This window comes from Xanthobacter sediminis (assembly GCF_043195015.1).
Lineage (GTDB): Bacteria > Pseudomonadota > Alphaproteobacteria > Rhizobiales > Xanthobacteraceae > Xanthobacter.
The window spans coordinates 22,745-44,514 of the sequence record NZ_JBAFWH010000014.1; the positions used below are offsets into that span (position 1 = coordinate 22,745).

19 protein-coding genes are annotated in these 21,770 nt (G+C 70.5%); 7 read left to right on the forward strand and 12 right to left on the reverse strand.

Features of this window, described 5'->3' with window-relative positions; translation table 11 throughout:
• The first annotated feature begins 66 nt into the window (after positions 1-66).
• The 6 genes from V5F61_RS16890 (at position 67) to V5F61_RS16915 (ending at position 6,856) form a co-directional block, all read left to right on the forward strand.
• Positions 67-672 (forward strand): MarR family winged helix-turn-helix transcriptional regulator, encoded by a 606-nt coding sequence (locus V5F61_RS16890; protein ID WP_393989014.1) that lies wholly within the window; start codon positions 67-69, stop codon positions 670-672.
• A 306-nt stretch (positions 673-978) separates the two neighbouring features.
• Entirely contained in the window at positions 979-2,592 is a 1,614-nt protein-coding gene (locus V5F61_RS16895; protein WP_393989013.1) for a GMC family oxidoreductase, read from the forward strand.
• Positions 2,589-4,064, forward strand: a complete 1,476-nt coding sequence (locus V5F61_RS16900; protein WP_393989012.1) for an aldehyde dehydrogenase family protein — start codon at positions 2,589-2,591, stop codon at positions 4,062-4,064. Before V5F61_RS16895 ends, V5F61_RS16900 begins: the two co-directional genes overlap by 4 nt.
• Positions 4,065-4,125: 61 nt before the next feature.
• Positions 4,126-5,118, forward strand: a complete 993-nt coding sequence (locus V5F61_RS16905; RefSeq protein WP_393989100.1) for an ABC transporter substrate-binding protein — start codon at positions 4,126-4,128, stop codon at positions 5,116-5,118.
• 62 nt (positions 5,119-5,180) lie between these two features.
• Positions 5,181-6,029, forward strand: a complete 849-nt coding sequence (locus V5F61_RS16910; RefSeq protein ID WP_393989011.1) for an ABC transporter permease — start codon at positions 5,181-5,183, stop codon at positions 6,027-6,029.
• A complete protein-coding gene (locus V5F61_RS16915; RefSeq protein WP_393989010.1) occupies positions 6,026-6,856 on the forward strand; it encodes an ABC transporter ATP-binding protein in 831 nt (276 codons plus the stop codon). The genes V5F61_RS16910 and V5F61_RS16915 overlap by 4 nt, the downstream gene beginning before the upstream one ends.
• A 145-nt stretch (positions 6,857-7,001) precedes the next feature.
• Here the strand turns inward: V5F61_RS16915 and V5F61_RS16920 are convergent, their stop codons facing one another.
• The 10 genes from V5F61_RS16920 to V5F61_RS16965 form a co-directional block, all read right to left on the reverse strand.
• Positions 7,002-7,706, reverse strand: a complete 705-nt coding sequence (locus V5F61_RS16920) for an ABC transporter ATP-binding protein (protein ID WP_393989009.1) — start codon at positions 7,704-7,706, stop codon at positions 7,002-7,004.
• Positions 7,699-8,496 (reverse strand): ABC transporter ATP-binding protein, encoded by a 798-nt coding sequence (locus V5F61_RS16925; RefSeq protein ID WP_393989008.1) that lies wholly within the window; start codon positions 8,494-8,496, stop codon positions 7,699-7,701. Before V5F61_RS16925 ends, V5F61_RS16920 begins: the two co-directional genes overlap by 8 nt.
• Positions 8,493-9,524, reverse strand: coding sequence for a branched-chain amino acid ABC transporter permease (locus V5F61_RS16930; RefSeq protein WP_393989007.1), 1,032 nt, complete (start codon positions 9,522-9,524; stop codon positions 8,493-8,495). Before V5F61_RS16930 ends, V5F61_RS16925 begins: the two co-directional genes overlap by 4 nt.
• Positions 9,521-10,393 carry a branched-chain amino acid ABC transporter permease gene (locus V5F61_RS16935; protein ID WP_393989006.1) on the reverse strand — a complete coding sequence of 291 codons (873 nt, stop codon included), beginning with the start codon at positions 10,391-10,393 and terminating at the stop codon, positions 9,521-9,523. The genes V5F61_RS16930 and V5F61_RS16935 overlap by 4 nt, the downstream gene beginning before the upstream one ends.
• A 156-nt stretch (positions 10,394-10,549) precedes the next feature.
• Positions 10,550-11,659 (reverse strand): ABC transporter substrate-binding protein, encoded by a 1,110-nt coding sequence (locus V5F61_RS16940; RefSeq protein WP_393989099.1) that lies wholly within the window; start codon positions 11,657-11,659, stop codon positions 10,550-10,552.
• Positions 11,660-11,760: 101 nt separating this feature from the next.
• The gene (locus tag V5F61_RS16945; RefSeq protein WP_393989005.1) at positions 11,761-12,954 is read right to left on the reverse strand and encodes a xanthine dehydrogenase family Fe-S subunit; all 1,194 of its coding nucleotides are present in this window, start codon (positions 12,952-12,954) and stop codon (positions 11,761-11,763) included.
• Positions 12,951-13,817 carry an FAD binding domain-containing protein gene (locus V5F61_RS16950; RefSeq protein ID WP_393989004.1) on the reverse strand — a complete coding sequence of 289 codons (867 nt, stop codon included), beginning with the start codon at positions 13,815-13,817 and terminating at the stop codon, positions 12,951-12,953. The genes V5F61_RS16945 and V5F61_RS16950 overlap by 4 nt, the downstream gene beginning before the upstream one ends.
• Entirely contained in the window at positions 13,814-16,204 is a 2,391-nt protein-coding gene (locus V5F61_RS16955) for a xanthine dehydrogenase family protein molybdopterin-binding subunit (protein WP_393989003.1), read from the reverse strand. Before V5F61_RS16955 ends, V5F61_RS16950 begins: the two co-directional genes overlap by 4 nt.
• Positions 16,204-17,058 (reverse strand): alpha/beta hydrolase, encoded by an 855-nt coding sequence (locus V5F61_RS16960; protein ID WP_393989002.1) that lies wholly within the window; start codon positions 17,056-17,058, stop codon positions 16,204-16,206. Before V5F61_RS16960 ends, V5F61_RS16955 begins: the two co-directional genes overlap by 1 nt.
• Positions 17,055-18,332 (reverse strand): amidohydrolase/deacetylase family metallohydrolase, encoded by a 1,278-nt coding sequence (locus V5F61_RS16965; protein ID WP_393989001.1) that lies wholly within the window; start codon positions 18,330-18,332, stop codon positions 17,055-17,057. The genes V5F61_RS16960 and V5F61_RS16965 overlap by 4 nt, the downstream gene beginning before the upstream one ends.
• A 426-nt stretch (positions 18,333-18,758) precedes the next feature.
• Between V5F61_RS16965 and V5F61_RS16970 the strand changes: the two genes are divergently transcribed.
• Positions 18,759-19,520, forward strand: coding sequence for a DUF1796 family putative cysteine peptidase (locus V5F61_RS16970; protein ID WP_393989000.1), 762 nt, complete (start codon positions 18,759-18,761; stop codon positions 19,518-19,520).
• 73 nt (positions 19,521-19,593) lie between these two features.
• Here V5F61_RS16970 and V5F61_RS16975 read toward each other — a convergent pair whose 3' ends face one another.
• Positions 19,594-20,133 carry a hypothetical protein gene (locus tag V5F61_RS16975; RefSeq protein ID WP_393988999.1) on the reverse strand — a complete coding sequence of 180 codons (540 nt, stop codon included), beginning with the start codon at positions 20,131-20,133 and terminating at the stop codon, positions 19,594-19,596.
• A gap of 3 nt (positions 20,134-20,136) precedes the next feature.
• Positions 20,137-21,768 (reverse strand): TolC family protein, encoded by a 1,632-nt coding sequence (locus V5F61_RS16980; RefSeq protein WP_393988998.1) that lies wholly within the window; start codon positions 21,766-21,768, stop codon positions 20,137-20,139.
• Between the last annotated feature and the right edge of the window lie 2 nt (positions 21,769-21,770).

The following is a 21,770-nucleotide window of genomic DNA, read 5'->3' on the forward strand; positions in this document are numbered from 1 at the left end:
CGGGGTATGGCCCTGCCCGGCGTTTCATTGTACCCCTGGCGCGGCTCGCGCCCAGGGGCGGAGCCAATGCCCGACACCGGAGGAAGCCTCGACGTCCCCGCCCGGGCCACCGACGCGGGAGAGCGCAACCCCATGGCGAAATCCTCGGACCTTCGAGACCGTGCCCCCCGCAGTGGCCGGCAAGGCGCGCAGGAGGCCGCGGACTGGCGCATCCGCGACCTGGAGGATCGCCCCGGCTTCCTCATCCGCCGCCTGCATCAGATCCATGTGGCGCTGTTCGCGGAGGAATGCGCCGCCGAGGGCATCACCCCCGTGCAGTATTCGGTGCTCACCGCGCTCGACCAGATCGGCGGGGCAGAGCAGATCGCCCTGTCGCGGGCCGTGGGCCTGGACCGCACCAACATCGCCGACGTGGCGGCACGCCTGGAAGCGCGCGGCCTGCTGACACGCACGGTCTCGCCCCGCGACCGGCGGATGAAGCTGGTGGATCTCACCGAGGCGGGGCGCGCCCTGCTGGAGCGGGTGCAGGACGGCGCGGCGCGGGCCCATGCCCGCACGGTGGAGGCCCTGCCGCCGGGCGAGCGCGCTCGCTTTCTCCAGGCCCTGCGCCTGCTGGTGGCCGCCAACAATGACGTCAGCCGCTCGCCGGTGGGAGGATTGAGCGAGGCGTGAGCGGCCATGCATGGCTGCATGCAAAGCACTGCCCGCAGATAGGGCAGCCGCCCACCTCGGTCGCACTGATTGGAATTTGACCAGCTCCGTGCTGCGTGCACGCAAAAGCGACGCATTATGCGCATCTGCTGGGCACGGCCTTGCAACCGGGCATGCCGCTCTCGCCGGGAGACCAGCCCACAGCTTCCATAACCGTTTGATACTTCTTGTTTAATGGCCCCGGCACCGGAGATGGCACGGTGCATGCAAAACTCGGCGGTATACTGACGATCTTCCGCGCCGCGGACGAGGCTCTGGGAACTGCCGATGGTTGATGCGACGGCCTTTCGCGAAGGCTTTGATGTTGTGGTCTGCGGCGGTGGCGCCGCCGGCTGCGTGGTGGCCGGCCGGCTGGCGGCCGATCCGCACCTGAAGGTGCTGCTGCTGGAAGCCGGCGGCGAAGGCGAGGTGGAGGAGGTGCGCAACCCCAGGATCTGGATGCGCAACATCGCCTCCGAGCGGGACTGGGACTTCCGCTCCGAGCCCTGCGCCGGGCTCAACGGGCGCCGCGCGCCGCTGCCCATGGGGCGGGTGATGGGCGGCGGCTCGGCCATCAACGGCCTCGTCTGGGCCCGCGGCCACAAGAGCGACTTCGACCTGTGGGCCGCCGAGAGCGGCGACGACGGCTGGAGCTATGACTCCGCCGTCGCCATCTACAAGCGCATCGAGGACTGGCACGGCCCGGCCTCGCCCCTGCGCGGTGCCGGCGGCCCCATGCGCATCACCCTGCCGGAAGACCCGGTGCCGGTGGTGCACGGCCTCTTGGAGGCGGCCAGCGAGCAGGGCATCCCCAAGGTGGCCGACCACAATGCCGACGCCGTGGCCGGCGACGGCTGCGCCGCCATCGCCAACGTGAACATCGCCCGCGACGGCTCGCGCATCACCACCGCCTCGGCATACGTGGCGCCGCGCCGCCACCAGGGGAACCTGACGGTGGTCACCGGCGCCCGCGTGCGGCGCGTGGTGATCGAGAACGGGCGCGCCACGGCGGTGGCGTTCGACCATGCCGGCGCCGGCCACACGGTCCGCGCCCGGCACGAGGTGGTGCTCTCCCTCGGCGCCATCAATACCGCCAAGGTGCTCATGCAGTCCGGCGTGGGCGACGCGGCGCATCTCGCGGCATTCGGCATCCCGCTCGCCCAGCACCTGCCCGGCGTGGGGCAGAATTTGCAGGATCACATCCTGGTCGCCGGCTGCGTGTTCGAGTATCGCACGCCCGAGCCGCCCCGCAACAACTCGGCCGAATTCACTTTCTTCTGCAAGAGCGACCCCGCGCTCCCCGCCCCGGACCTCCAGCCCATGCTGGAGGAATGCGCCTTCGGCTCCGAGATCACCCGGCCCGCCTATGACCTGCCGGTGGATCCCGCCCGCGCCTTCACCCTCGCCCCCGGACTGCTGCGCCCCAAGAGCCGCGGCCAGGTGCTGCTGACCGGCGCCGGCCCCGACGACCCCCTGCGCATCGAGGCCAATTTCCTGAGCGCGGAGGAAGATGTGAAGGCCCTCATCCGCTGCATCGAGATCTGCCGCGCCATGGGCCATTCGGAAGCCCTGCGGCCCTTCGTGAAGCGCGAGCTGATGCCGGGCCCGCTGGCGCCAGCGGAGATGGTGGCCTTCCTGCGCAACGCCGCCGGCACCTATTTCCACGCCACCTGCACCGCCAAAATGGGCCGCGACGCCATGGCGGTGGTGGATGGCGCGCTGAAGGTCCACGGCATCGCCGGCCTCAGGGTGGCGGATGGCTCCATCATGCCCGCCATCTCCGGCGGCAACACGCTGGCGCCCTGCGTGCTCATCGGCGAGCGCGCGGCGGACCTGATCGCCCGCGATCTCTCCTCCTCCCTCTCCCTGAAAGCCCCGGAACGCGACGGAGCCCCGGCATGAATCCCGCTTCCTACGACGTCATCGACGGCGTGCGCACCTACAAGCTGTTCATCGACGGCGCGTGGGTGGCCTCCAGCCGCAACATTACCGCCGACAGCATCAACCCGGCCGACGGCAGCCTGTTCGCCCGCACCCAGCAGGCGGGCGCCGAGGAGGTGAAGCGCGCCATCGATGCCGCCCACGCGGCATTCGCGCAGTGGGGATCGAGCCTCGCCAGCACCCGCGAGAAGATGCTCCTCAAGGTCGCCGAGGTGATCGAGCGGCGCACCCCGGAGATCCGCGACATGCTGATCGACGAGTGCGGCTCGGTGTTCAACAAGGCCCTGTGGGAAATCGACTACGTCACCGACTGCCTGCGCAGTGCGGCCGGCGACGTGCGCCACGTGATGGGCGAGACCATGCCCGTGACCCAGCCGGGGCAGATCTCCATGTCCGTGCGCCGGCCGCTGGGCGTGGTGGCGGGCATCGCGCCCTTCAACTCGCCCTTCCTGCTGTCCATGAAGAAGATCGCGTTCGCGCTGGCGGCGGGCAACACCTTCGTGCTCAAGCCCTCGGAGGAGACGCCCATCTCCGGCGCTCTCATCGCCGACGTGTTCGAGGAGGCGGGGCTGCCGGCGGGGGTGCTGAACGTGGTGCCGGGCGTGCCCGCCGAGGTGGGCGACATCATGATGGCCGACCCGCGCGTGAAGGTCGTCACCTTCACCGGCTCCACCCGCACCGGCCGCCATCTGGCGGTGGAGGCGGCCAGGAACCTCAAGAAGTTCTGCCTGGAGATGGGCGGCAAGAGCCCGCTGATCGTGCTGAAGGACGCCGAGCTCGACTATGCCGTGAATGCCGCCGCCTTCGGCGTGTTCCTGCACCAGGGCCAGGTGTGCATGGCCAATTCCAAGGTGATCGTGGAGGCGCCCATCTTCGACGCCTTCGTGGAGCGCTTCGTGGCCAAGGCCAAGGGCGTGCCGGTAGGCCACCCGCGCGAGGCCACCTCCGTCATCGGCCCGCTGATCCGCGAGAGCCAGTGCGCCTTCATCAACGACCAGCTCGCCGACGCCACCGCCAAAGGCGCGAAGGTGCTCACCGGCGGCACCCACGAGGGCCGCTACTTCCAGCCCACCGTGCTCACCGGCGTGACCGAGGAGATGCGCATCTACCACGAGGAGAGCTTCGGCCCCGTGGTCTCGCTCATCCGCGTGGCGGATTCCGAGGAGGCGCTGAAGGTGGCCAACGACACCGCCTACGGCCTCTCCGCCGCGGTCATCACCAACGACCTGCAGAAGGCGTTCGACCTCTCGCTGCGGCTGGAATCCGGCATGGTGCACGTGAACGACTGCACCATCTCGGATGAGCCCCACGTGCCGTTCGGCGGCGTGAAGAACTCCGGCTTCGGCCGCGAGGGCGGGCGCTCCTCCTGGGAAGAGCTGACCGAGCAGAAGTGGATCACCATCCAGATGGGTCGGCGCGAGTTTTCCTTCTGAAGTCCTTCAAGGCCCTTTCAACGCTGCCAAAGCGCAGCCCAACACAGGACCGTTTCGCATGATGTCTGCCCAGATCATGAAGAGCGCCATGTTCGCGGCGTTCGTCGCCTTCGCCGCCGTGCCGGCGCGTGCCGCCGAGATCCCGACGAAGCCCGAGGCCGGCGCCCTCACCGTGGGCGTGCAGCCCTGGCTCGGCTACGGCCCGCTGCACATCGCGGCCGAGAAGGGCCTTTACAAGAAGGAGGGCCTCTCCGACGTCAGAATCGAGAATTTCGTCGAGCAGAAGGACATCAACGCCGCCGTGGCGAGCGGCGCGCTCGACGTGGCGGCGGTGCCCACCAATGCGGCGCTGAGCATGAAGGCGGCGGGCCTGCCCATCAAGATCGTCGCCCTGCTCGACTTCTCCACCACCGCCGACGCCATCCTCTCCACCCCCGAGATCGGCTCCATCAAGGACCTGAAGGGCAAGAAGGTGGCCTACGAGCAGGGCGCCACCTCCGACGTGCTGCTGCAGTACGCGCTGGCCGCCAACGGCATGTCCATCAAGGATATCGAGCAGGTGCCCATGCCCGCCGCCAACGCCGGCGGCGCGCTTATCGCCGGTCAGGTTCCGGTGGCCGTCACCTACGAGCCCTACCTTTCCACCGCCAAGCAGCAGGATTCCAAGCTGAAGCTGCTCTACAGCGCCGGCGTCAACCCCGGCCTCATCTCCGACGTGCTGGTGGTGCGTGAAGACGTGCTGAAGAAGAAGCCCGGCCAGGTGCTCGCCCTCATGAAGGCGTGGGACGCCGCCCTCAAGGACTACAACGCCGATGTGGCCGGCGGCCGCGCCATCATCGCCAAGGCGGTGGGCGCGAGCGTGGACGAGCTGAAGACCGCCTTCGACGGCGTGGTGTTCTACTCCATGGGCCAGAACAAGGACGCCCTGCCGGGCACCTTCTCCACCAAGACCCTCGGCGACGTGGCCGATGCCTCGCAGAAGGCGGGCCTGCTGGAGAAGCCGGTGGCGGCGGGCGACGTCGTCATCGTCGATTTCGTGAAGGCCGTCCCGTGACGGCCCTGGACGGCGGCCTCAGCGGCCCCGATTTCGGCGAAGCGCAAATGGCTCCATCCGCCATGACCCCGACCCCAAACGCCGCCCCGCCGTCCACCGGCAACGGTCCGCGCCGCCGCGCAAGGCGGCGCGGAGGCCTGCGCGCCCCCATCAGCCGCAGCCGCTTCGTGGGCATCGCCTTCGCGGTGTTCGCGGTCATCGCCCTCGCCTGGGTCACCGCGGCGGCGGCGGGCGTGGTGCGGCCCATCTTCCTGCCCTCGCCCGCGAGCGTCATCGCCCAGCTCGGCAAGCTCGCGGCGGACGGCACGCTCTGGACCGACATGGGCGTCTCCATCTACCGCATCGCGGTGGGCTTCCTCATCGCCTCGGCCCTGGCCATTCCGCTGGGCCTGCTGGTGGGCAGCTATTTCACCTGGGAAGCCGCCGTCGAGCCGCTGGTGGACTTCGTGCGCTACATGCCGGTGGTGGCCTTCGTGCCGCTCTCCATCCTGTGGGTGGGCACGGGAGACGCGCAGAAATTCCTCATCATCTTCATCGGCACCTTCTTCCAGCAGGTGCTGCTGGTGATGGACGTGGTGAAGCGCGTGCCGAAGGATTTCATCGGCCTCGGGCGCACGCTCGGCCTCTCGGATGCCAGGATCATCCGCCGCATCGTGCTGCCCAGCGCCATGCCCGGCATCTGGGACACCCTGCGCATCAGCCTCGGCTGGGCGTGGACCTGGCTGGTGGTGGCGGAGCTGGTGGCCGCGACCTCGGGCCTGGGCTACCGCATCGTGGTGGCGCAGCGGTTTTTCCAGACCAACACCATCTTCGGCTACATCCTGCTGCTGGGCCTGCTCGGCCTCGTCACCGACCAGCTCATGAAGGCGGCCGCCACCCACCTCTTCCGCTACACCACGAGGGGACGATGACCGCGCCCGCGCTCGCCATTTCCGATTCCGCGCCGAAGCTGGAGATCCGCCATCTCAACAAGAGCTTCGGCGCCGGCGCGCAGCAGAAGGAGATCCTGCGCGACATCAATCTCGACCTCGCCACCAACGAGTTCGTGTCGCTGGTGGGCACCTCGGGCTGCGGCAAGAGCACCCTGCTCTCCATCGTCGCCGGGCTGGAGACCTTCGACGACCCCACCGCCGGCGCGGGGGACTATTCGCCCGTGCGCATCGACGGGGCGCCGGTGTTCGAGGCCGGGCTCGACCGGGGCGTGGTGTTCCAGTCCTATACGCTCCTGCCCTGGCTCACCGCCCGGCAGAACGTGGAGTTCGCCCTCCAGGCCGCCGGCATGGAGGCCGCCGAGCGCCGCCGCGTGGCGGAGGAGCACATCGCCCTCGTGAAGCTGGAGCATTTCGCCGATGCCTATCCCAGCGAGCTCTCCGGCGGCATGAAGCAGCGCGTGGCCATCGCCCGCGCCCTCTCCTATCGCCCCAAGATGCTGCTGATGGACGAGCCCTTCGGCGCCCTCGACGCCCTCACCCGCCAACAGATGCAGGCGCTGCTGATCGAGGTGTGGGAGAAGCACAAACTGACCGTGCTGTTCGTGACCCACGACGTGGAGGAGGCGGTCTACCTTTCCGACCGCATCGTGGTGATGGGCATCGGCCCCGGCCGCGTGCGCGAGACCTTCCATGTGGGCCTGCCGCGCCCGCGCACGCCGGACATCGTGGAAAGCGAGGACTTCATCGCGCTCCAGCACAAGGTGCTCAAAGCCATCCGCGAGGCGGCCCAGCGCCTGCCCTCCTGATCCCCTCCCCTGGGGGTTGAACGAACCGCCGGCGCCTTGGCGCCGGCTTTTTTTCGCCCGCGAACGAAAAGGCGGGGCGGGATCGCTCCCGCCCCGCCTCATGCCACCGGCGCCAATCAGGTTTCGCGCGAATGCCGCGCGGGCGTCAGCCGCCAAGGTAGGCCGCGCGCACGTGGGGATCGCCGATCAGCTCCGCCCCCGCGCCCGCCATGACGATGCGTCCCGCCTCGATGAGATAGGCGTGGTCGCACAATTCCAGCGCCGCGAAGGCGTTCTGCTCCACCAGCAGCACCGTGGTGCCGGCATCGCGGATGCCACCGATGATGGTGAACATCTGCTCCACGATGTTGGGCGCGAGGCCGAGCGAGGGCTCGTCGAACAGCACCAGGCGCGGGCGCGACATGAGCGCCCGGCCGATGGCCAGCATCTGCTGCTCGCCGCCGGAGAGGGTGCCCGCCATCTGGTGGCGGCGCTCGGCGAGGCGCGGGAAGCTCTCGTAGATGCGCGCATAATCCTCGCGCAGGCTGGCGTCGCCGCCGCGCAGATAGGCGCCCATGGCGAGGTTGTCGGCGACGCTCATGTGCGGGAACACGCGCCGGCCCTCCGGGCAGTGGGCGACGCCGAGACGCAGCATCTTCTGCGGCCCGGCGCGGGTCACGTCCTCGCCGTCGAGGAGGATCGCGCCGGCGCGGGCCGGCACCAGGCCGGAGATGGCGCGCAGCGTGGTGGACTTGCCGGCGCCGTTGGCCCCCACCAGCGCCACCAGCTGGCCGCGCTCCACGGTGAGCGAAATACCCCTCAGGGCCATCACCTGTCCGTAGCCGCAGACGAGATCCCTGATCTCAAGCATGGGCCGGCTCCTTCTCCTCCAGCCGCGCCGCGCTCTTGCCCAGATAGGCCTCGATGACGGCGGGGTCGTTGCGGATCTCCGCCGGCGCGCCTTCCGCGATCAGCCGGCCGTAGTTGAGGCACACGATGCGGTCTGAGACCTCCATCACCATGGGCATGTCGTGCTCCACCAGCAGGATGGTGACGCCCTCCGCCCGCACCTTGCGGATGAGGCGTACGAAGCCCTGTGTCTCCGAGGCGTTCATGCCCGAGACGGGCTCGTCCAGCAGCAGCATCCGCGGCTCGGTGGCGAGCGCCAGGGCAAACCCCACGAGGCGCTGCTCGCCGTAGGAGAGCGAGCCGGCCTTCTCCTGCGCCCGGTGGGTGAGGCCGACGAGGTCGATGATCTCCTCGGCCCGTGCGCGCGCCGCCTTCTCCGCCGCCCGTGCGCCGGGGGTGGGCAGGAAGCGGTCTATGAGGCGCGGCGCGCCGAAGCGGTGGAGGCCGATGAGCACGTTGTCCGCCACCGTGTCGTCCGCGAACACGCTGGTGCGCTGGAAGGTGCGGGCGAGGCCGAGGCGCGTGATCTCGTTGGGCCGCGTCTGCGCGAGGTCGCGGCCGCGGAACACCACCCGGCCCTGGGTGGGCCTCAGGAAGCCGGTCATGATGTTGAAGGCGGTGGTCTTGCCCGCGCCGTTGGGGCCGATCAGGCTCAGGATTTCGCCTTCGTGCACGTCGAAATGCAGGTCGGAGATGGCCGTGAGCCCGCCGAAGCGCATGCCCACGTGCTCCACGTTGAGGATGGTGGTCATGGCCTCGCTCCCGCCTCGATGGGCTTTGCCGGCGCCGCCTTCGGCGCCCGCCGCCGGCCGAGCGCCTCCAGCGCGGGGACGATACCCCTGGGCATCACGAACAGGATGGCGATGAGGATGGCGCCGTAGACGATCCACTGCGCCTCCGGCGCCATCACCGGCCTCAGCGCCACCGGCAGCAGACCGAAGATGAGCCCGCCCACCAGCGGCCCCGCGAGCGTGCCCTTGCCGCCCGCCACCACCATGATGACCATGGTGACCGTGTAGGAAAACAGGAACACGTCGGGATCGATGATGCGGATGTAGTGGGCGTAGAGGCTGCCCGCCGCCCCCGCCATGGCGGCCGAGACGGTGGCGGCGACGGTGAGCGTGCGGGTGGCGTTGATGCCGAGGGAGAGCGCGAGGGATTCGTTCTCCTTCAGGCCGCGCATGGCCCGCCCGAAGCGCGAGCCCACCAGCCGGGCGATGACGAGATAGCTCGCCACGCCCACCGCCAGCACCAGATAGTAGTTCTGCACCTTGGTGCGCAGCGCCACCTCGCCGAGGCCGGGCAGCGGCAGGGTCATGTTGGGGATGGAGGTGAGGGCCAGCGGGCCCTGCGTCAGCTCCACCCAGTTCAGCGCCACCAGCCGCACCACCTCGGCGAAGGAGATGGTGACGATGACGAAATAGGCGCCCCGCACCCGGAACGACAGCCGCCCGATGAGATAGCCCGCGAGCCCCGTGACCAGGATGGCGAGCACGAAGCCGACGATGGGGTCGCCCCCGCCGTAGGTCACCTGGAAGCCGAACGGCAGGCCGACATCGAAGCCCAGAGCGGTGAGCGCGCTCACATAGGCGCCGATGCCGAAGAAGGCCACGTGGCCGAGGCTGAGCTGCCCGGTGAAGCCCAGCAGCAGGTTCAGGCTCATGGCGCAGATGGTGAAGATGCCGGTGATGACCAGGGCGTTGAGCAGATAGGGGTCGTTCAGCACCAGCGGCAGAACCGCCAGGACCACGAGGAAGGTGGGGGCGATGAGGCGCGTCATCCGATCCGCTCCGCGCGGGCGAACAGGCCGGTGGGCTTCACCAGCAGCACCGCGATGATGATGAGGAAGCCCATGGCGTCGCGATAGCCCGAGGAGATGTAGCCGGCGCCGATCTCCTCCGCGAACGCCAGGATGAAGCCGCCGATGGCGGCCCCGGAGATGGAGCCGAGGCCGCCCAGGATGACGATGGCGAACGCCTTCACCGCCGCGAGGTCGCCCATCTGCGGGAACACCACATAGACCGGCCCGAGCAGCGCCCCGGCCGCCGACGCCAGCGCCGAGCCGATGGCGAAGGTGGCGGTGTAGATGAGCGAGACATTCACGCCCATCAGCGCCGCCGTGTCGTGGTCCTGGAAGGTGGCGCGCATGGCGCGGCCGAGCTTGGTGCCGTTGATGGTGAAATAGGTGAGCGCGATCAGCGCCAGCGCCGCCAGGAACACGAACAGCCGCACATAGGAGAGCGAGACCGGCCCGATCACCAGCGGCTCGGCCGGAAACGGCGTCGGCACCGCCTTCGCCACCCCCCCGAAGATCCACAAGGTGCCCGATTGCAGGATGATGCCGGCGCCGATCATCACCAGCATGGTGGTGTCGATGTCGGAGCGGCGCAGCGGGCGCAGCAGGGCGAACTCGATGAGGGCGCCCAGCAGCAGGCCCGCCACCACCGCCACCGGAAGGGCGACGAAGAAGTTCAGCCCCAGCGCCACCGCGGCCAGGTACATGGCATAGGCGCCGAAAGTATAGACGGCCCCGTGGGTGAAGTTCACCACGTTCATGATGCCGAAGATCAAGGTGAGGCCGATGCCGAGGAGCGCGTAGGTGCCGCCGAGCACCGACGCGTTGACGAGGTGTTGCAGGAATTGGTCCATCCGGCCTGTCCGTGTGGTCGTTCGGGGCTGCGCGGCGCGGCGGCGGTGCCGCGCCGGCGGGAAAGCGTGGGGACGGGAACGCCCGGTCGGGGCGGATGGGCGTCCCGCCCCGCCCGGCCCTCCCCGGAAGGGAAGGAACCGGGCGGAAGCTCCGGCTCAGAGCTTGACGGGCGAGATCTTCCCGTCGGCGATCTCGATCAGGTACACCTCGGGCTTGCTCTGCCCGCTCTCCTTGCCCTCGGGCCCAGCCTTCTGGAACTTGATCGGGCCGTTGAGGCCCTTCAGGTCCACCATCCAGAAGCCCTTCTTGATGGAGGCGGGGTCGGCGGCGCCGCCGGCCTGGATGGCGGCCGCGATGGTGCGGATGCCGTCATAGCCGCGGAAGCTCTCGGTGGTGCCGGCGAAGTCGTAGCCGCGCTTCTTCCACTCGCCGATGAAGTATTCGGCGGCCTGCGGGTTCGGGCTCTTCTCCGGCCACCAGGGCGCGAAGGTCACGAGATGCATGGTGCCGCTGGCCGCCGGCCCAGCCTGGGCGACGATCTGGTCCGGGTTTTGCGAGCCGCCGGTGGTGATGACGCGCTTCTTCAGGCCCAGAGCCGCCATCTGCTTGAACACGAGGGTGAGCTGGTCCACCGCCGCGGTGATCATGATGGTGTCGGCGTCGGAGGCCTTCAGCTTGGCGAGCTGGGCGCTCATGTCCTGGGAGGAGGCGTCCATGGTCTCCACCAGGCCCACGTCGATGCCCTTGGACTTCAGCATCTTGGAGAAGTCGGCGGCGGCGCCCCGGCCCCAGTCGTTGTTGATGACGAGGAAGTCCACCTTCTTGACGCCGAGCTTGCCGGCGATGGGCCCGAACGCCTCCGCCTCCACCGCCGAGGGCGGGGCGATGCGGAAGACATAGGGATTACCCGAGGCGGTGATCTTGCCGGAGGAGGAGGTCTCCACCAGCATCGGCACGGAATATTCCTCCAGCTTGGGCATGGTGGCCAGCGTCAGGCTGGAGCCCCAGGCGCCCATCATCACCGGCACCTTGTCGGAGGTGATGAGCTTCTCAGCCACGGCTGCGGCCTCGGTGGGGTTGCTCTTGTTGTCCTCGATGACGAGCTCGATCTTCTTGCCGAGCACGCCGCCCTTGGCGTTGATCTCGTCGGCGGCGATCTTGGCGCCGTTGGTCACATAGGTGCCGGAGGCGGCGAAGGCGCCGGTAAGCGGCTGGTTCACGCCGATCTTGATGGTGTCGTCGGCGGCGAAGGCCGTGGAGCACATCAGCGAGAAGGCAATGGCGGCCAACGTGGTCCTGCGGGTCAACTGCATCTTGAAGCTCCAGTCGTTCGGGGCACTCGGGACTTGGTTCACACAAAAAGGGCCTACCGGCCGAACAGCGCCTTCAGGCGCCGGGCCAGGAGGGAGAGGAGAAGGCGCACCGGATCGAGCCCGCCCTCGGCGGCGGCCGGCGCGGGGGCGCCTTTCAGGCGGGCGTCCAGATTGGCGGAGAAGGCGGCGATGAGCCGGCCCGCCACCTCGCGCACGAGGCCGGGGCGGCCGAACTGGGCGAGCGGGCCCTTCAGCGTGTAGCCCACCGCCAGCTCCACCCGCGCCGTGCCGGGCGCGGCGCCCTCCAGCACCCGGTAGCGGATCTCGCCCTGGGTGGAGGAGCGCCCGTCGCCCCCCGCGCCCAGGATGACGCCGCCCATGGCGGCATCGTCGCGGGTGACGCGGGCGGTGCCGCGGAAGGTGGTGGAGATGGGGCCGAGCTTCACCTTCATGCCGCCCTCGACACGCTCGGGCTCGGGCATGCGGTCCACCACCGCCCCCGGCAGGCACGCCGCCACCTCCCGGATGTCGGCGAAGAAGGCGAACACCTGTGTGGGCGGGAAGGCCACCTCGAAGCTCTGCTCGAAGACATGGGCGGGCTTGAAGCCTTCCGCGAGATCGCGCGGCGCGGCGGCGGCCGGCGCCGCGGCAACCGGTGCGGCCTCCGCCATCTTCGCCGGAGCGCCACCAGCCCCCGCCCGTGCCCCCACGGGCCCGAGGGGGCGCGGCGCGGCACCGGGCACGATGCCCCGCGCCCGGCGATCGGCGATGACGGAAGCCACCGCCTTCACGATGCCCGCATAGCCGGTGCAGCGGCAGAGGTTGCCGGCGAGCCCGAGGCGGATGCGCGCCTCGTCCGGCTCGGGAAGGCGCAGCACCAGGTCGCGGGAGGAGACCAGCATGCCCGGCGTGCAGAAGCCGCACTGCAAGGCGTGCTCGCGGTTGAAGGCGGCGCGCAGCTCGGCCGTCACCTCGTCGTCGTCCAGGCCCTCGATGGTGGTCACCTCCGCGCCTGCGCAGGCGGCGGCGAAGGAGAGGCAGGCGCGGGCGGGCTCGCCGTCCACCAATATGGTGCAGGCGCCGCACACGCCGTGCTCGCAGCCGATGTGGGTGCCGGTGGCATCGCAACCGTCGCGCACGAAATCGGCGAGGTTGGTGCGTGGCTCCACCTCGACCGCCACCGCGCGGCCGTTGAGGGTGAGGGCGACGGTCTCCATCGCGCCGGAAACGCGGATCTGGGCGTTCATGCGGCGCTCCTGCTGTCGGGGGTGAAAAGGCCCTCCGCCTGCCGCACCGCGCGGCGCAGCACCTCCACATGGACATGGCGGTCCACCGCATCGGCGATGCCGGCCTCATGGAGCGCAGCAGCGGCCGCGGTGGCGTCGAAGCGGCCGGCGAAACCGGTATCGATGCGGCCGCCGAACCAAGCGCGCGCATCGGCCATCACCAGCGGCGGGGCGTCGATGGCGCCCATCAGGGCGCGCGCGGTGCCGGCGGCGGGGTCCACCAGCAGCGCCCCCACCGCATGGGCGAACTCGCCCACCTTGCGGCAATGCTTGGCGTAGCCGAAACGGGCGCTCGCCGGCACCCTGGGCACGCGCACGGCGGCCAGAAGCTCGCCATCCTCCAGCGCGGTGGAGAGGGCGCCGGTAAGGAACGCCCCCAGCGCCAGCCGGCGCCGGCCGGAGGGCCCCGCGATTTCCACCTCGGCGCCCAGCGTCGAAAGGGCGTTCACCCAGTCGGCCGCGGGGTCGGCGTGGGCGAGGCTGCCGCCCATGGTGCCCCTGTTGCGCACCGCGCGATAGGCGATGCCCGAGGCCACCCGCCGTAGCACATGCGCGCCCACGTCGGGCACGCGGCCGTCCTCCACGTCGGCATGGGTGACGAGAGCGCCGTAGACCACCGCGCCCTCCTCTTCCCGCGCGGCCTTCAGTTCCGCGATGCCGGAGATGTCCACCACCAGCGCGGGCTGGGCGAGGCGCAGGTTCAGCATGGGGCCGAGGGACTGGCCGCCGGCCATCACCTTGGCGCCCTCCCCGCCCTCGGCGAGGAGCGCCACGGCGGCCTCCACCGTGCGCGGGCGGACGAGCTGGAACGGGGCGGGCTTCATGCGGCGCTCCTCTTGCCGGCGTCGCCCTTGCCGGCGCCGCCGGCCACGCGGGCAGCGAGCACCTTTTCCACGATGCGCCGGGGCGTGACGGGCGAATGCAGCATCTCCACGCCCAGCGGGCGCAGCGCGTCGTTCACGGCGTTGGCGATGGCGGCGGGGGGCGCGATGGCGCCGCCCTCCCCGATGCCCTTCACGCCGAAGCGCGTGTAGGGGGAGGGCGTCTCCATGTGGCCGATGAAGGGCGTGGGCACTTCCGGCGCGCCGGGCAGCAGGTAGTCCGCCAGCGTCGAGGCGAGCGGCTGGCCGGAGGCATCGAACCGCATTTCCTCGTAGAGCGCGGTGCCGATGCCCTGGGCGAGGCCGCCGTAGATCTGCCCGTCCACCACCATGGGGTTCACGAGCACGCCGCCGTCTTCCACGATGACGTAGTCGAGCAGCTCCACGTCCCCGATCTCGGGGTCCACCGCCACCACCACCGCGTGGGCGGCGTAGCTGAAGGTGCCGCTGTCGCGCAGCGGCTTGTAGCCGGCCGTCACCTCCAGGCCGCCACCGTCCACATCTGCCGGCAGGTCCTGCGGCCGGCGGTACCAGGTGTGGGCGATGGCGTTCACGCCCACGTCGCCGTTCGGCCCGATGACGCGGCCGGCCTCGAAGCGCACATCCGCGAGGTCCGCCTGCAGCATGTGGGCGCCGATGCGGCGGATGCGCTCGGAAAGCTCGGAGCAGGCGGTGGCCACCGCCCCGCCCGCCATCACCATCACGCGCGAGCCCCAGCTTCCGGTGGAATAGGGGGTCATGGCCGTGTCGCCATAGAAGACGCGGGTGCGGGCCACGGGAATGCCCAGGATCTCGTGCGCCACCTGGGCCAGGGTGGTCTCCAGGCTCTGGCCGTGGGAATGCACGCCCACTCGCAGCTCCAGCCCGCCGTCGGGGGTGAGGCGCGCGCCCGCCTGCTCGTGGCCGGGCACCATGGGAATGCCCCAGCCGGAATAGACCGAGGTGCCGTGCGCCCCCTGCTCGCAATAGATGGAGAGCCCAAGGCCGATGCGGCGGCCATCCGCCTCTCCCCCCGCCTGCCGGGCGCGCACCTTGGCGGGGTCGATGGCCTTCAGCGCGCGGGTGAGGGCTTCCGGATAATCGCCGCTGTCGAAGTGCTTCTTCGTGATGTTGTCGAAGGGCATCTGGTCCGGACGCACGAGGTTCCTGAAGCGCACCTGTTCCGGCGGCAGGCCCAGCTCCGCGGCCAGGGCGTCGAGCGCCACTTCCAGCGCGAAGCACACGCCGGTGCGCGCCACCCCGCGATAGGGCAGGATCGGGCACTTGTTGGTGGCCACCGACCAGGTGCGGCAGCGATAGGCGGGAAAGTCGTAGGGCCCCGGCAGGATGGAGGCCACCTGCGCGGCTTCGAGGCACGCGGAGAAGGGATAGGCCGAATAGGCGCCGCTATCGACGGTGGCCTCGCAATCGATGCCGCGCAGGGTGCCGTCGCGCTCGGCATAGAGGGTGATGTCGTAATGGTGCTCGCGGCAATTGGCGTTGGCGGTGAGGTGCTCGCGCCGGTCCTCCAGCCATCGCACCGGCGTGCCCAGCCGGCGCGCCAGCCAGCCCAGGCACACCTCCTCCGCCAGCAGGATCGCCTTGTAGCCGAAGCCGCCGCCCACATCCGGAGAGATGATGCGGATCTGCCCCTCCTCCAGCCCCAGGCACTCGGAGAGGCCGGAGCGGACGATGTGGGGCATCTGGCTCGCCGTGTAGACCACGAGCTGGTCCATGCGGTGATCGAGATGGACGATGGTGCCGCGGCCCTCGATGGGCGCCATGCACTGGCGCGCGGTGGAGATGGTGCGCCGCACCTTCACCGGGGCGTCGAAGGCGGCCTCGATGTTCACGTTCACGAGGCTTTCGAGGAAGACGTTGTCGCCCCAGTGCTCGTGCACCAGCGCGGCGCCAGGCTTCTTCGCCTCCAGCATGTCGTGGAGGGCGGGCAGCTCCTCCAGGTCCAGCTCCACGCGGGCCGCCATGTCCTCCGCCTCGGCGCGGGTGGGGGCGAGGCACATGGCGATGAGCTCGCCCACCTGCCGCACCTTGCCGGTGGCGAGCACCGGCTGCTCCGACACCTTGAAGCCCGGCAGGCCCGAGACCGCGCGGATGGGCTTCACCCCGTCGAGGTCGGCGGCTGTGAAGACGCGGCCCTTCAGGTCCTCCGGCACGCGGATGGCGCGGATGCGCGCATGGGCGAGCGGGCTGCGGACGAAGGCGACATCCTGCATGCCGGGCAGGCGGATGTCGGCGATGTACTGGCCGCGCCCGCGCATCAGCCGGTCGTCTTCCTTGCGGGGCAGGCGGGCGCCGACGCCCTCGCCCGGCTGGGTGACGGGATCGCTCATCAGTGTCCTCCGCCGGCGAGATCCAGGGCCGCGCGCACCAGCAGGCCGGCGGGATCGCGCAATTCCTCGAGGATGGAGAAATGGTTGGCCCCCGCGAGCGGCAGCAGCGCCGTGGGTGCGCCCGCCGCCGCGCGATGCGCCGCCAGCGCCTGGGAATCGTGCACCAGCGCCGGCACCTCGGCAGTGCCGTAGGCGATCACCAGCGGCTTGGCCGCGGGCGCGAGGCGCAGCGGCGAGAGGGCCTCGATCTCCGCATCCGATAGCCGGAGCGCGGCATTCAGGAACGTGTCGCGGATCGGCGCCAGCTCGTACACGCCGGAAATGGCGAGGCCCGCCGCCACGGCGGAATGGCCGAGATGCATCACCGCGAGCTGCGCGCCGGCCGACCAGCCGGCGAGAATGAGCGGCCCGCCCGCGCCCAGCGCCACGCCGTCACGCGCCAGGAGATCCAGCGCATTGCCGATCTCGGCCACGATGTCGACGAGGCGCGCCTCGGGCGCCAGCGAATAGCTCGGCAGCGCCACCGACCAGCCGTGGGCGGCGAGCCCCTCGGCATAGTGCGCGAACACCTCGCGCGAATTGCGCTGCCAGTAGCCGCCGTGGATGAACACCAGGGTCGGCGCGCCCGCCGCGCCGGGAAACAGGTCCAGCTTCTGCCGCGCGCCTGCGCCGTAGGGGATGTCGAGCCGCGCGGGGTGCGCGGCCCGGTAGGCGGCGGCCGCCACGTCACGCGCGACCACCCAGGCGGCGCTGTCCGGCACGGCGGCGTTGTTGTTGTAGGCGGCGTCCCGCTCGGCCTGGGACAGGGTGTCCCAGGCCTCCTGCGGGGCCTTGCCGAGGGCGGGCGCGCTCACGCCGCCACCGCTTCCGGCAGGATGGGCGCATCGGCATCGAAGCGCACGCCCGCGCGCAGGCAGAAGGCCGGCGTCAGCAGGCGGTCGGTGACCACCTTCGTGTCCTCGTTGTCGCGCAGCAGGAAGCGGCCGCGATTGTCATCGAGCACGGAGATGTCGGCGAGGCGCCCCACCTCCAGCGCGCCGAGGCTGTCGGACATGCCGACCATGCGCGCGGGATTGGCGGTGACCATGGGCACCACCTGCTCCAGCGGCAGGCCCAGCGCCATCATGGAGCTCATGGCCTGGGTGAGGCTGAAGCGCGCCTGCCCCCGGAACGGATGGTTCTCGTCGTCCGGGTGCTCGGCCGGGGTGCCTGCGGGCGCGGGCACATGGGTGTTATAGCCGTGCATGTCGGCGCCCAGCGTGTGGGGCACCACGCCCGCCGCGATGGCCTTGGCGGCGATGCGATAGGAAAAGTGGCTGCCGTGGCCGACATCGATCTTCAGGCCCCGGTCGAGGGCGGCCTTGATGACGTCGTGCACCTTGCCGTCGCGGTTCACGAAGCCGCCGGGATTGCGCGTGAACGGATGGGCGAGGATGTCGCCCTCCTTCAGCAGCGGAATGACGCGGTCAAGAATGGTGTCGGCGTCCTCGCCGTTGGTGCCGCTCTCGGGCAGGCCCCACAGGGCGCCGAAGTGCACGTAGAGCGGGATTTCCGCGCGGCGGGCGATCTCGGCCGCCATCACCATCACGGTGATGCCCCAGCGGGCGAAGCCGCCGATCTCCGCATGGCCCTTGATGCCGCGCACGAGGTCGCGGTTGGCGAGCGCGGCGCGCACGGTGGCGTCCACGTCCACGCAGTCGGGGCTGTAGAGGTTGGGGTAGTAATGCCCCTCCAGGCCGCCCACCAGATAGGCGGACAGGAAGGACAGTACCCGCGTCTTCTTGGGCTCCACCATGAACTTGCGGAAGCCCGGCAGGGTCATGCAGGAGGCGCCGCCCTGGTCCACCACCGTGGTGACGGCGGAATGCACGCCCACCATGTCCGGATCGAGCCCGAAGCGGCCACTTACATACTGGTAGCAGTGGCCGTGGGTGTCGATCATGCCCGGCAGCACCAGCTTGCCGGAGACATCCACCACGGTGGCGGCGCTCGCCGGAAGGATGGTTTCCTCGATGGCGGCGATGCGCCCGTCGCGCACCGCCACGTCGAACACGCCGTCGCGCCCGGAAGCCGGGCAGATCACGCGCCCGCCCTTCAGAACCGTGTCGTAACCCACTGCCTCACCCATCAAGATCTCCGTCCTGGACACGCGGCCCGCGGCCGTCAGATTGCGAAGTATGCTTCGCATCACATTATGCAGGGGCCGTGCCAAGAATTGATCTAAGTCAACAGAGGTGGCGGCGGGCGCCCCCTCCCGGGGGCCGGGCGGCGGGAAAAGGCAGCCGGCAACACGCTCCGCCGAGATGCGACCATCGCGCATGCAGGTGGCTCCGGATGCCCAGCAGAAATTCAACCGGGGCGGAAGCTCGTGGCATTACGACGTACTATGCGTATTTTTTCGGCATACCGATGCCTCCATGGGCAGATTGCATGCCTTGCGTGGCCATGGCGCCGCCGCGATGCGCCAGGCGTGACAGCAACCGCGCGGTCTGCCACCTTCCGCCCGGACCAAAGCGGAAACGGCCGCCGGCCGGCGAGACGGGGAGCGGACGGAATGGACAAACGGGGCGCGTCGCGCCCGCCCGCTGGACGCCTGCCGCGCTTCGACCGCATGGTGAGCCTCGGCGGCAATTGCGAGGTGGCCTACCAGCTCCGCTGCTTCAGCGGATCGGACCGCGCCTATCCCTTCGACTGGTGGGTGCTGCCGCTCGGCGGCCTGCCGGCCCTGCTCGACGCGGGCGTCGATGCGGCCTTCGATATCAAGCGCCTGAGCCGCGTGGACGAGTATGATGGCGTGCCCGCCCTCTATTCGAGCCTTGGCGGCACCGTGCATCTGCATGAGTTCCGCCACGACGAGGCCGGCCTCGCCCAGCCGCTGGAGGCGATCTCGGCGGCCCTGCGGGAGAAATACGCGGCCCTGCACCAGCGGCTCAGGGCGGATTGCGCGCGGGGGCACACCCTGTTCGTGCGCAACCACCTGCCGGGCACGGACCCCGGCACCCCGGAGGCCCTCGCGCCCGTGCTGGAGGCGCTGCACGCGCGCCTCTCCCGCCTCTCGCCCAGCTACCGCCTGCTGCTGGTGGGCCATCCCCCGGTGGCGGAGCATCCGGCCCTGCTGCAGGCGCCGGTCCCGCGCCTGCCGGGACACCGCGGGCTCGGCTCGAGACTCGGCTGGACGCTCATGCTGTGGCGGCTCGGCGTGCGTGCCGCACGCCGGGGCGAGGCGGGCCACGACGACCTCGCCGTCACATTCACCCCCGCCGCCGGCCGGTTCCAGGCCCTTCGCCGGCTGCTGCGCCGCCACCCGCCCGGCTGAGGCCCGAGCGCCGCCGGCGCGCACTCAACCGGCCGGGTGGAAGACCGGAGCCGAAGGCGCGGGGCTCGAAAGATCAGCGCAGGCGCAGCCGCACCCAGCGCCAGACCACCCGCGCACGCGCCTTCAGCTCCGGCAGCCGCAGCCACGCATAGAGCCGGTCCCGCACCAGCCCCGACGTCACGATCACCCACGCCACCCAGGGCACCTGCATCAATTGCGAGCGACCGGCGGTGTAGACACGCTCGATCAGCACGAAGCTCACCAGATAGGCGAGCACCAGCACGATGGTGCCCGTCCGCACATGGCCGTTGGCGATGTGCACCAGGGCCAGGAACTTCACCGGCTCCACCACCGCATAGGGCACGCCGATGAACGCCAGGATGGCATAGGGCGGCAACCCCGCCACCCAGCGCTCGAAGCGCTGCACCAGCGCCAGCGCCTCCACCCACCGCACCAGCGGCTCATAGAGCGGGCGGACCAGCTCATCCGCCACGATGATGATGCCGATCACCACGCGGAATGCCAGCCGCATCGCCCCGAAGAAGGGGTTGCGCCGGGCGCGGCGACGGGGCGGGAGATCGACCGGCGGTCCCGGGCGCGCATCGAAGGGCATGGGTCAGCGGTCCACCAGGGCTGCGGGCACCTCGCGTGAGGTCATGGCGCCGAGCACGAAGGCAAGGTTGGCGGCGGCCACCAGAGAGGCGGCGTGGGCATCCGCCTGCGCCTGCCGCGCGGTGAGAAGGCCGCTGTCGGCGGCGGTGGCGACGGTGATGTTGCCCACGCCCGAGCGATATGCGTCGAGCGCAGCGTCGTAGGTCACGGCCGCAGCCTCGGCAAGTGCGGTCGCCGCGCGATAGGAGGCGAGCGCGGAGCGCAGGGTGTGCGCGCTCACCACGATCTCGCGCGCCGCGGCGTCCTTGGCCTTCTGGTAGGTGGCCTCGGTGGCGTCGGCGAGGGATTCCGCATTCTTGAGCTGCGCCGCGCGCAGGCCGCCGTCGTAGATGGGCATGGTGGCGCCCACCATGACCCCCGAGGCGGAGGACTGCTGGCCGATGGTGGGCAGGCCGGTGGCGCTGAGGGAGGTGTTGCCCGTGGCCGCCACCGCCCCCAGGAACACCTTGGGCATGAAGGCCGCCTCCGCCGCCGTGATGCCGGAGCGGGTGGCGTTCACCGCCGAATAGGCCGCGAGCACGTCCGGCCGCCGGGCGAGGGCTGCGGAGATCATCTTCTCGGTGGGTGCGTCCACGCTTTCCGGCAGGCGCCGCCCGTTCGCCACTTTCACCCTCAGGGCGGTCATGGGGGAGACACCCATGGCCGCGAGCAGCCCCTGGTAGGCGTCGCGCTCGCCACCCTCCGCCTGCACCAGGCCGAAGCGCGCCTGCGCCACCTGCTGGCGGGCCTGGGCCACCTCCACCGTGGTGCCGAGCCCCTTCTGCATGCGCTCCTGCGCGGCGTCCTCGATCTTGCGGCTGTTAGCGAGGTTCTGCTCGGCGAGGCCGACGCGGCTGCGCGCGGCGCCATAAAGGAAATAGGCCCGCGTCACGTCGAAGATGATGTTCTGGTGCAGGCCGTTGAACAGCACGTTGGCGGCGTTGGCATTGTGGCGGGCGGCTTCGGCCAGGGCGTTGCGCTGGCCGAAGTCGAACACCAGCCATTGCAGCGCGATCTGCGGGGAGAGGCCGTCGACGGAGGTGGTCAGGTTCTTGTCGCTGCCCACCTGCACCGGCAGCGGCGCCGAGAGCTTCTGGTAGCCGCCGATGACGTTGGCGGAGATGTAGGGCAGGAAGGTCGCCTCCACCATGCCGGTGGCGAGCGCCGCCTGCCGCGCCTGCTGCCAGGCGACGCGCGTCTGGGGATTCTGGTTCTGGGCGATGTCGATCAGCTCGGACAGGCCGTAGGGGCGGTCACGGGCGATGTCGGGGGTGGCCTTCAGCTCTGCCACCGCCGGCTCGGGCGCCACGCTGAAGTCGCGCACCGGCGCCACGGCCGCGCCTGCGCCCGCCTGCTCCTGCGGCCCGCCGCGACCTTGAGCCGGGGTCTCCTGACGTGAAACCGCCTCAGCCGAAGCTGCCGGGGCCGGCGGCGTCCAGGGCTCGGACGGCGCGCTCGGCGCGGTATCGAGGGCGCTCAGCGCGCAGGCGCCGAGCGCCAGGCAGCAAAGCCCGGCGAGCACCGCCGGAAAGGCCCGCGCGAGGCGAGCGATGGATGCACGCGCCGACGCCCGCCAGCGCTGCGGATGATGCGCCATGA

Bases quoted from the DNA above. Each gene is read 5' to 3' on its own strand.
- V5F61_RS16890 (WP_393989014.1), top strand. From the start codon at position 67: ATGCCCGACACCGGAGGAAGCCTCGACGTCCCCGCCCGGGCCACCGAC.
- V5F61_RS16895 (WP_393989013.1), top strand. From the start codon at position 979: ATGGTTGATGCGACGGCCTTTCGCGAAGGCTTTGATGTTGTGGTCTGC.
- V5F61_RS16900 (WP_393989012.1), top strand. From the start codon at position 2,589: ATGAATCCCGCTTCCTACGACGTCATCGACGGCGTGCGCACCTACAAG.
- V5F61_RS16905 (WP_393989100.1), top strand. From the start codon at position 4,126: ATGTCTGCCCAGATCATGAAGAGCGCCATGTTCGCGGCGTTCGTCGCC.
- V5F61_RS16910 (WP_393989011.1), top strand. From the start codon at position 5,181: ATGACCCCGACCCCAAACGCCGCCCCGCCGTCCACCGGCAACGGTCCG.
- V5F61_RS16915 (WP_393989010.1), top strand. From the start codon at position 6,026: ATGACCGCGCCCGCGCTCGCCATTTCCGATTCCGCGCCGAAGCTGGAG.
- V5F61_RS16920 (WP_393989009.1), bottom strand. From the start codon at position 7,706: ATGCTTGAGATCAGGGATCTCGTCTGCGGCTACGGACAGGTGATGGCC.
- V5F61_RS16925 (WP_393989008.1), bottom strand. From the start codon at position 8,496: ATGACCACCATCCTCAACGTGGAGCACGTGGGCATGCGCTTCGGCGGG.
- V5F61_RS16930 (WP_393989007.1), bottom strand. From the start codon at position 9,524: ATGACGCGCCTCATCGCCCCCACCTTCCTCGTGGTCCTGGCGGTTCTG.
- V5F61_RS16935 (WP_393989006.1), bottom strand. From the start codon at position 10,393: ATGGACCAATTCCTGCAACACCTCGTCAACGCGTCGGTGCTCGGCGGC.
- V5F61_RS16940 (WP_393989099.1), bottom strand. From the start codon at position 11,659: ATGTGCTCCACGGCCTTCGCCGCCGACGACACCATCAAGATCGGCGTG.
- V5F61_RS16945 (WP_393989005.1), bottom strand. From the start codon at position 12,954: ATGAACGCCCAGATCCGCGTTTCCGGCGCGATGGAGACCGTCGCCCTC.
- V5F61_RS16950 (WP_393989004.1), bottom strand. From the start codon at position 13,817: ATGAAGCCCGCCCCGTTCCAGCTCGTCCGCCCGCGCACGGTGGAGGCC.
- V5F61_RS16955 (WP_393989003.1), bottom strand. From the start codon at position 16,204: ATGAGCGATCCCGTCACCCAGCCGGGCGAGGGCGTCGGCGCCCGCCTG.
- V5F61_RS16965 (WP_393989001.1), bottom strand. From the start codon at position 18,332: ATGGGTGAGGCAGTGGGTTACGACACGGTTCTGAAGGGCGGGCGCGTG.
- V5F61_RS16970 (WP_393989000.1), top strand. From the start codon at position 18,759: ATGGACAAACGGGGCGCGTCGCGCCCGCCCGCTGGACGCCTGCCGCGC.
- V5F61_RS16975 (WP_393988999.1), bottom strand. From the start codon at position 20,133: ATGCCCTTCGATGCGCGCCCGGGACCGCCGGTCGATCTCCCGCCCCGT.
- V5F61_RS16980 (WP_393988998.1), bottom strand. From the start codon at position 21,768: ATGGCGCATCATCCGCAGCGCTGGCGGGCGTCGGCGCGTGCATCCATC.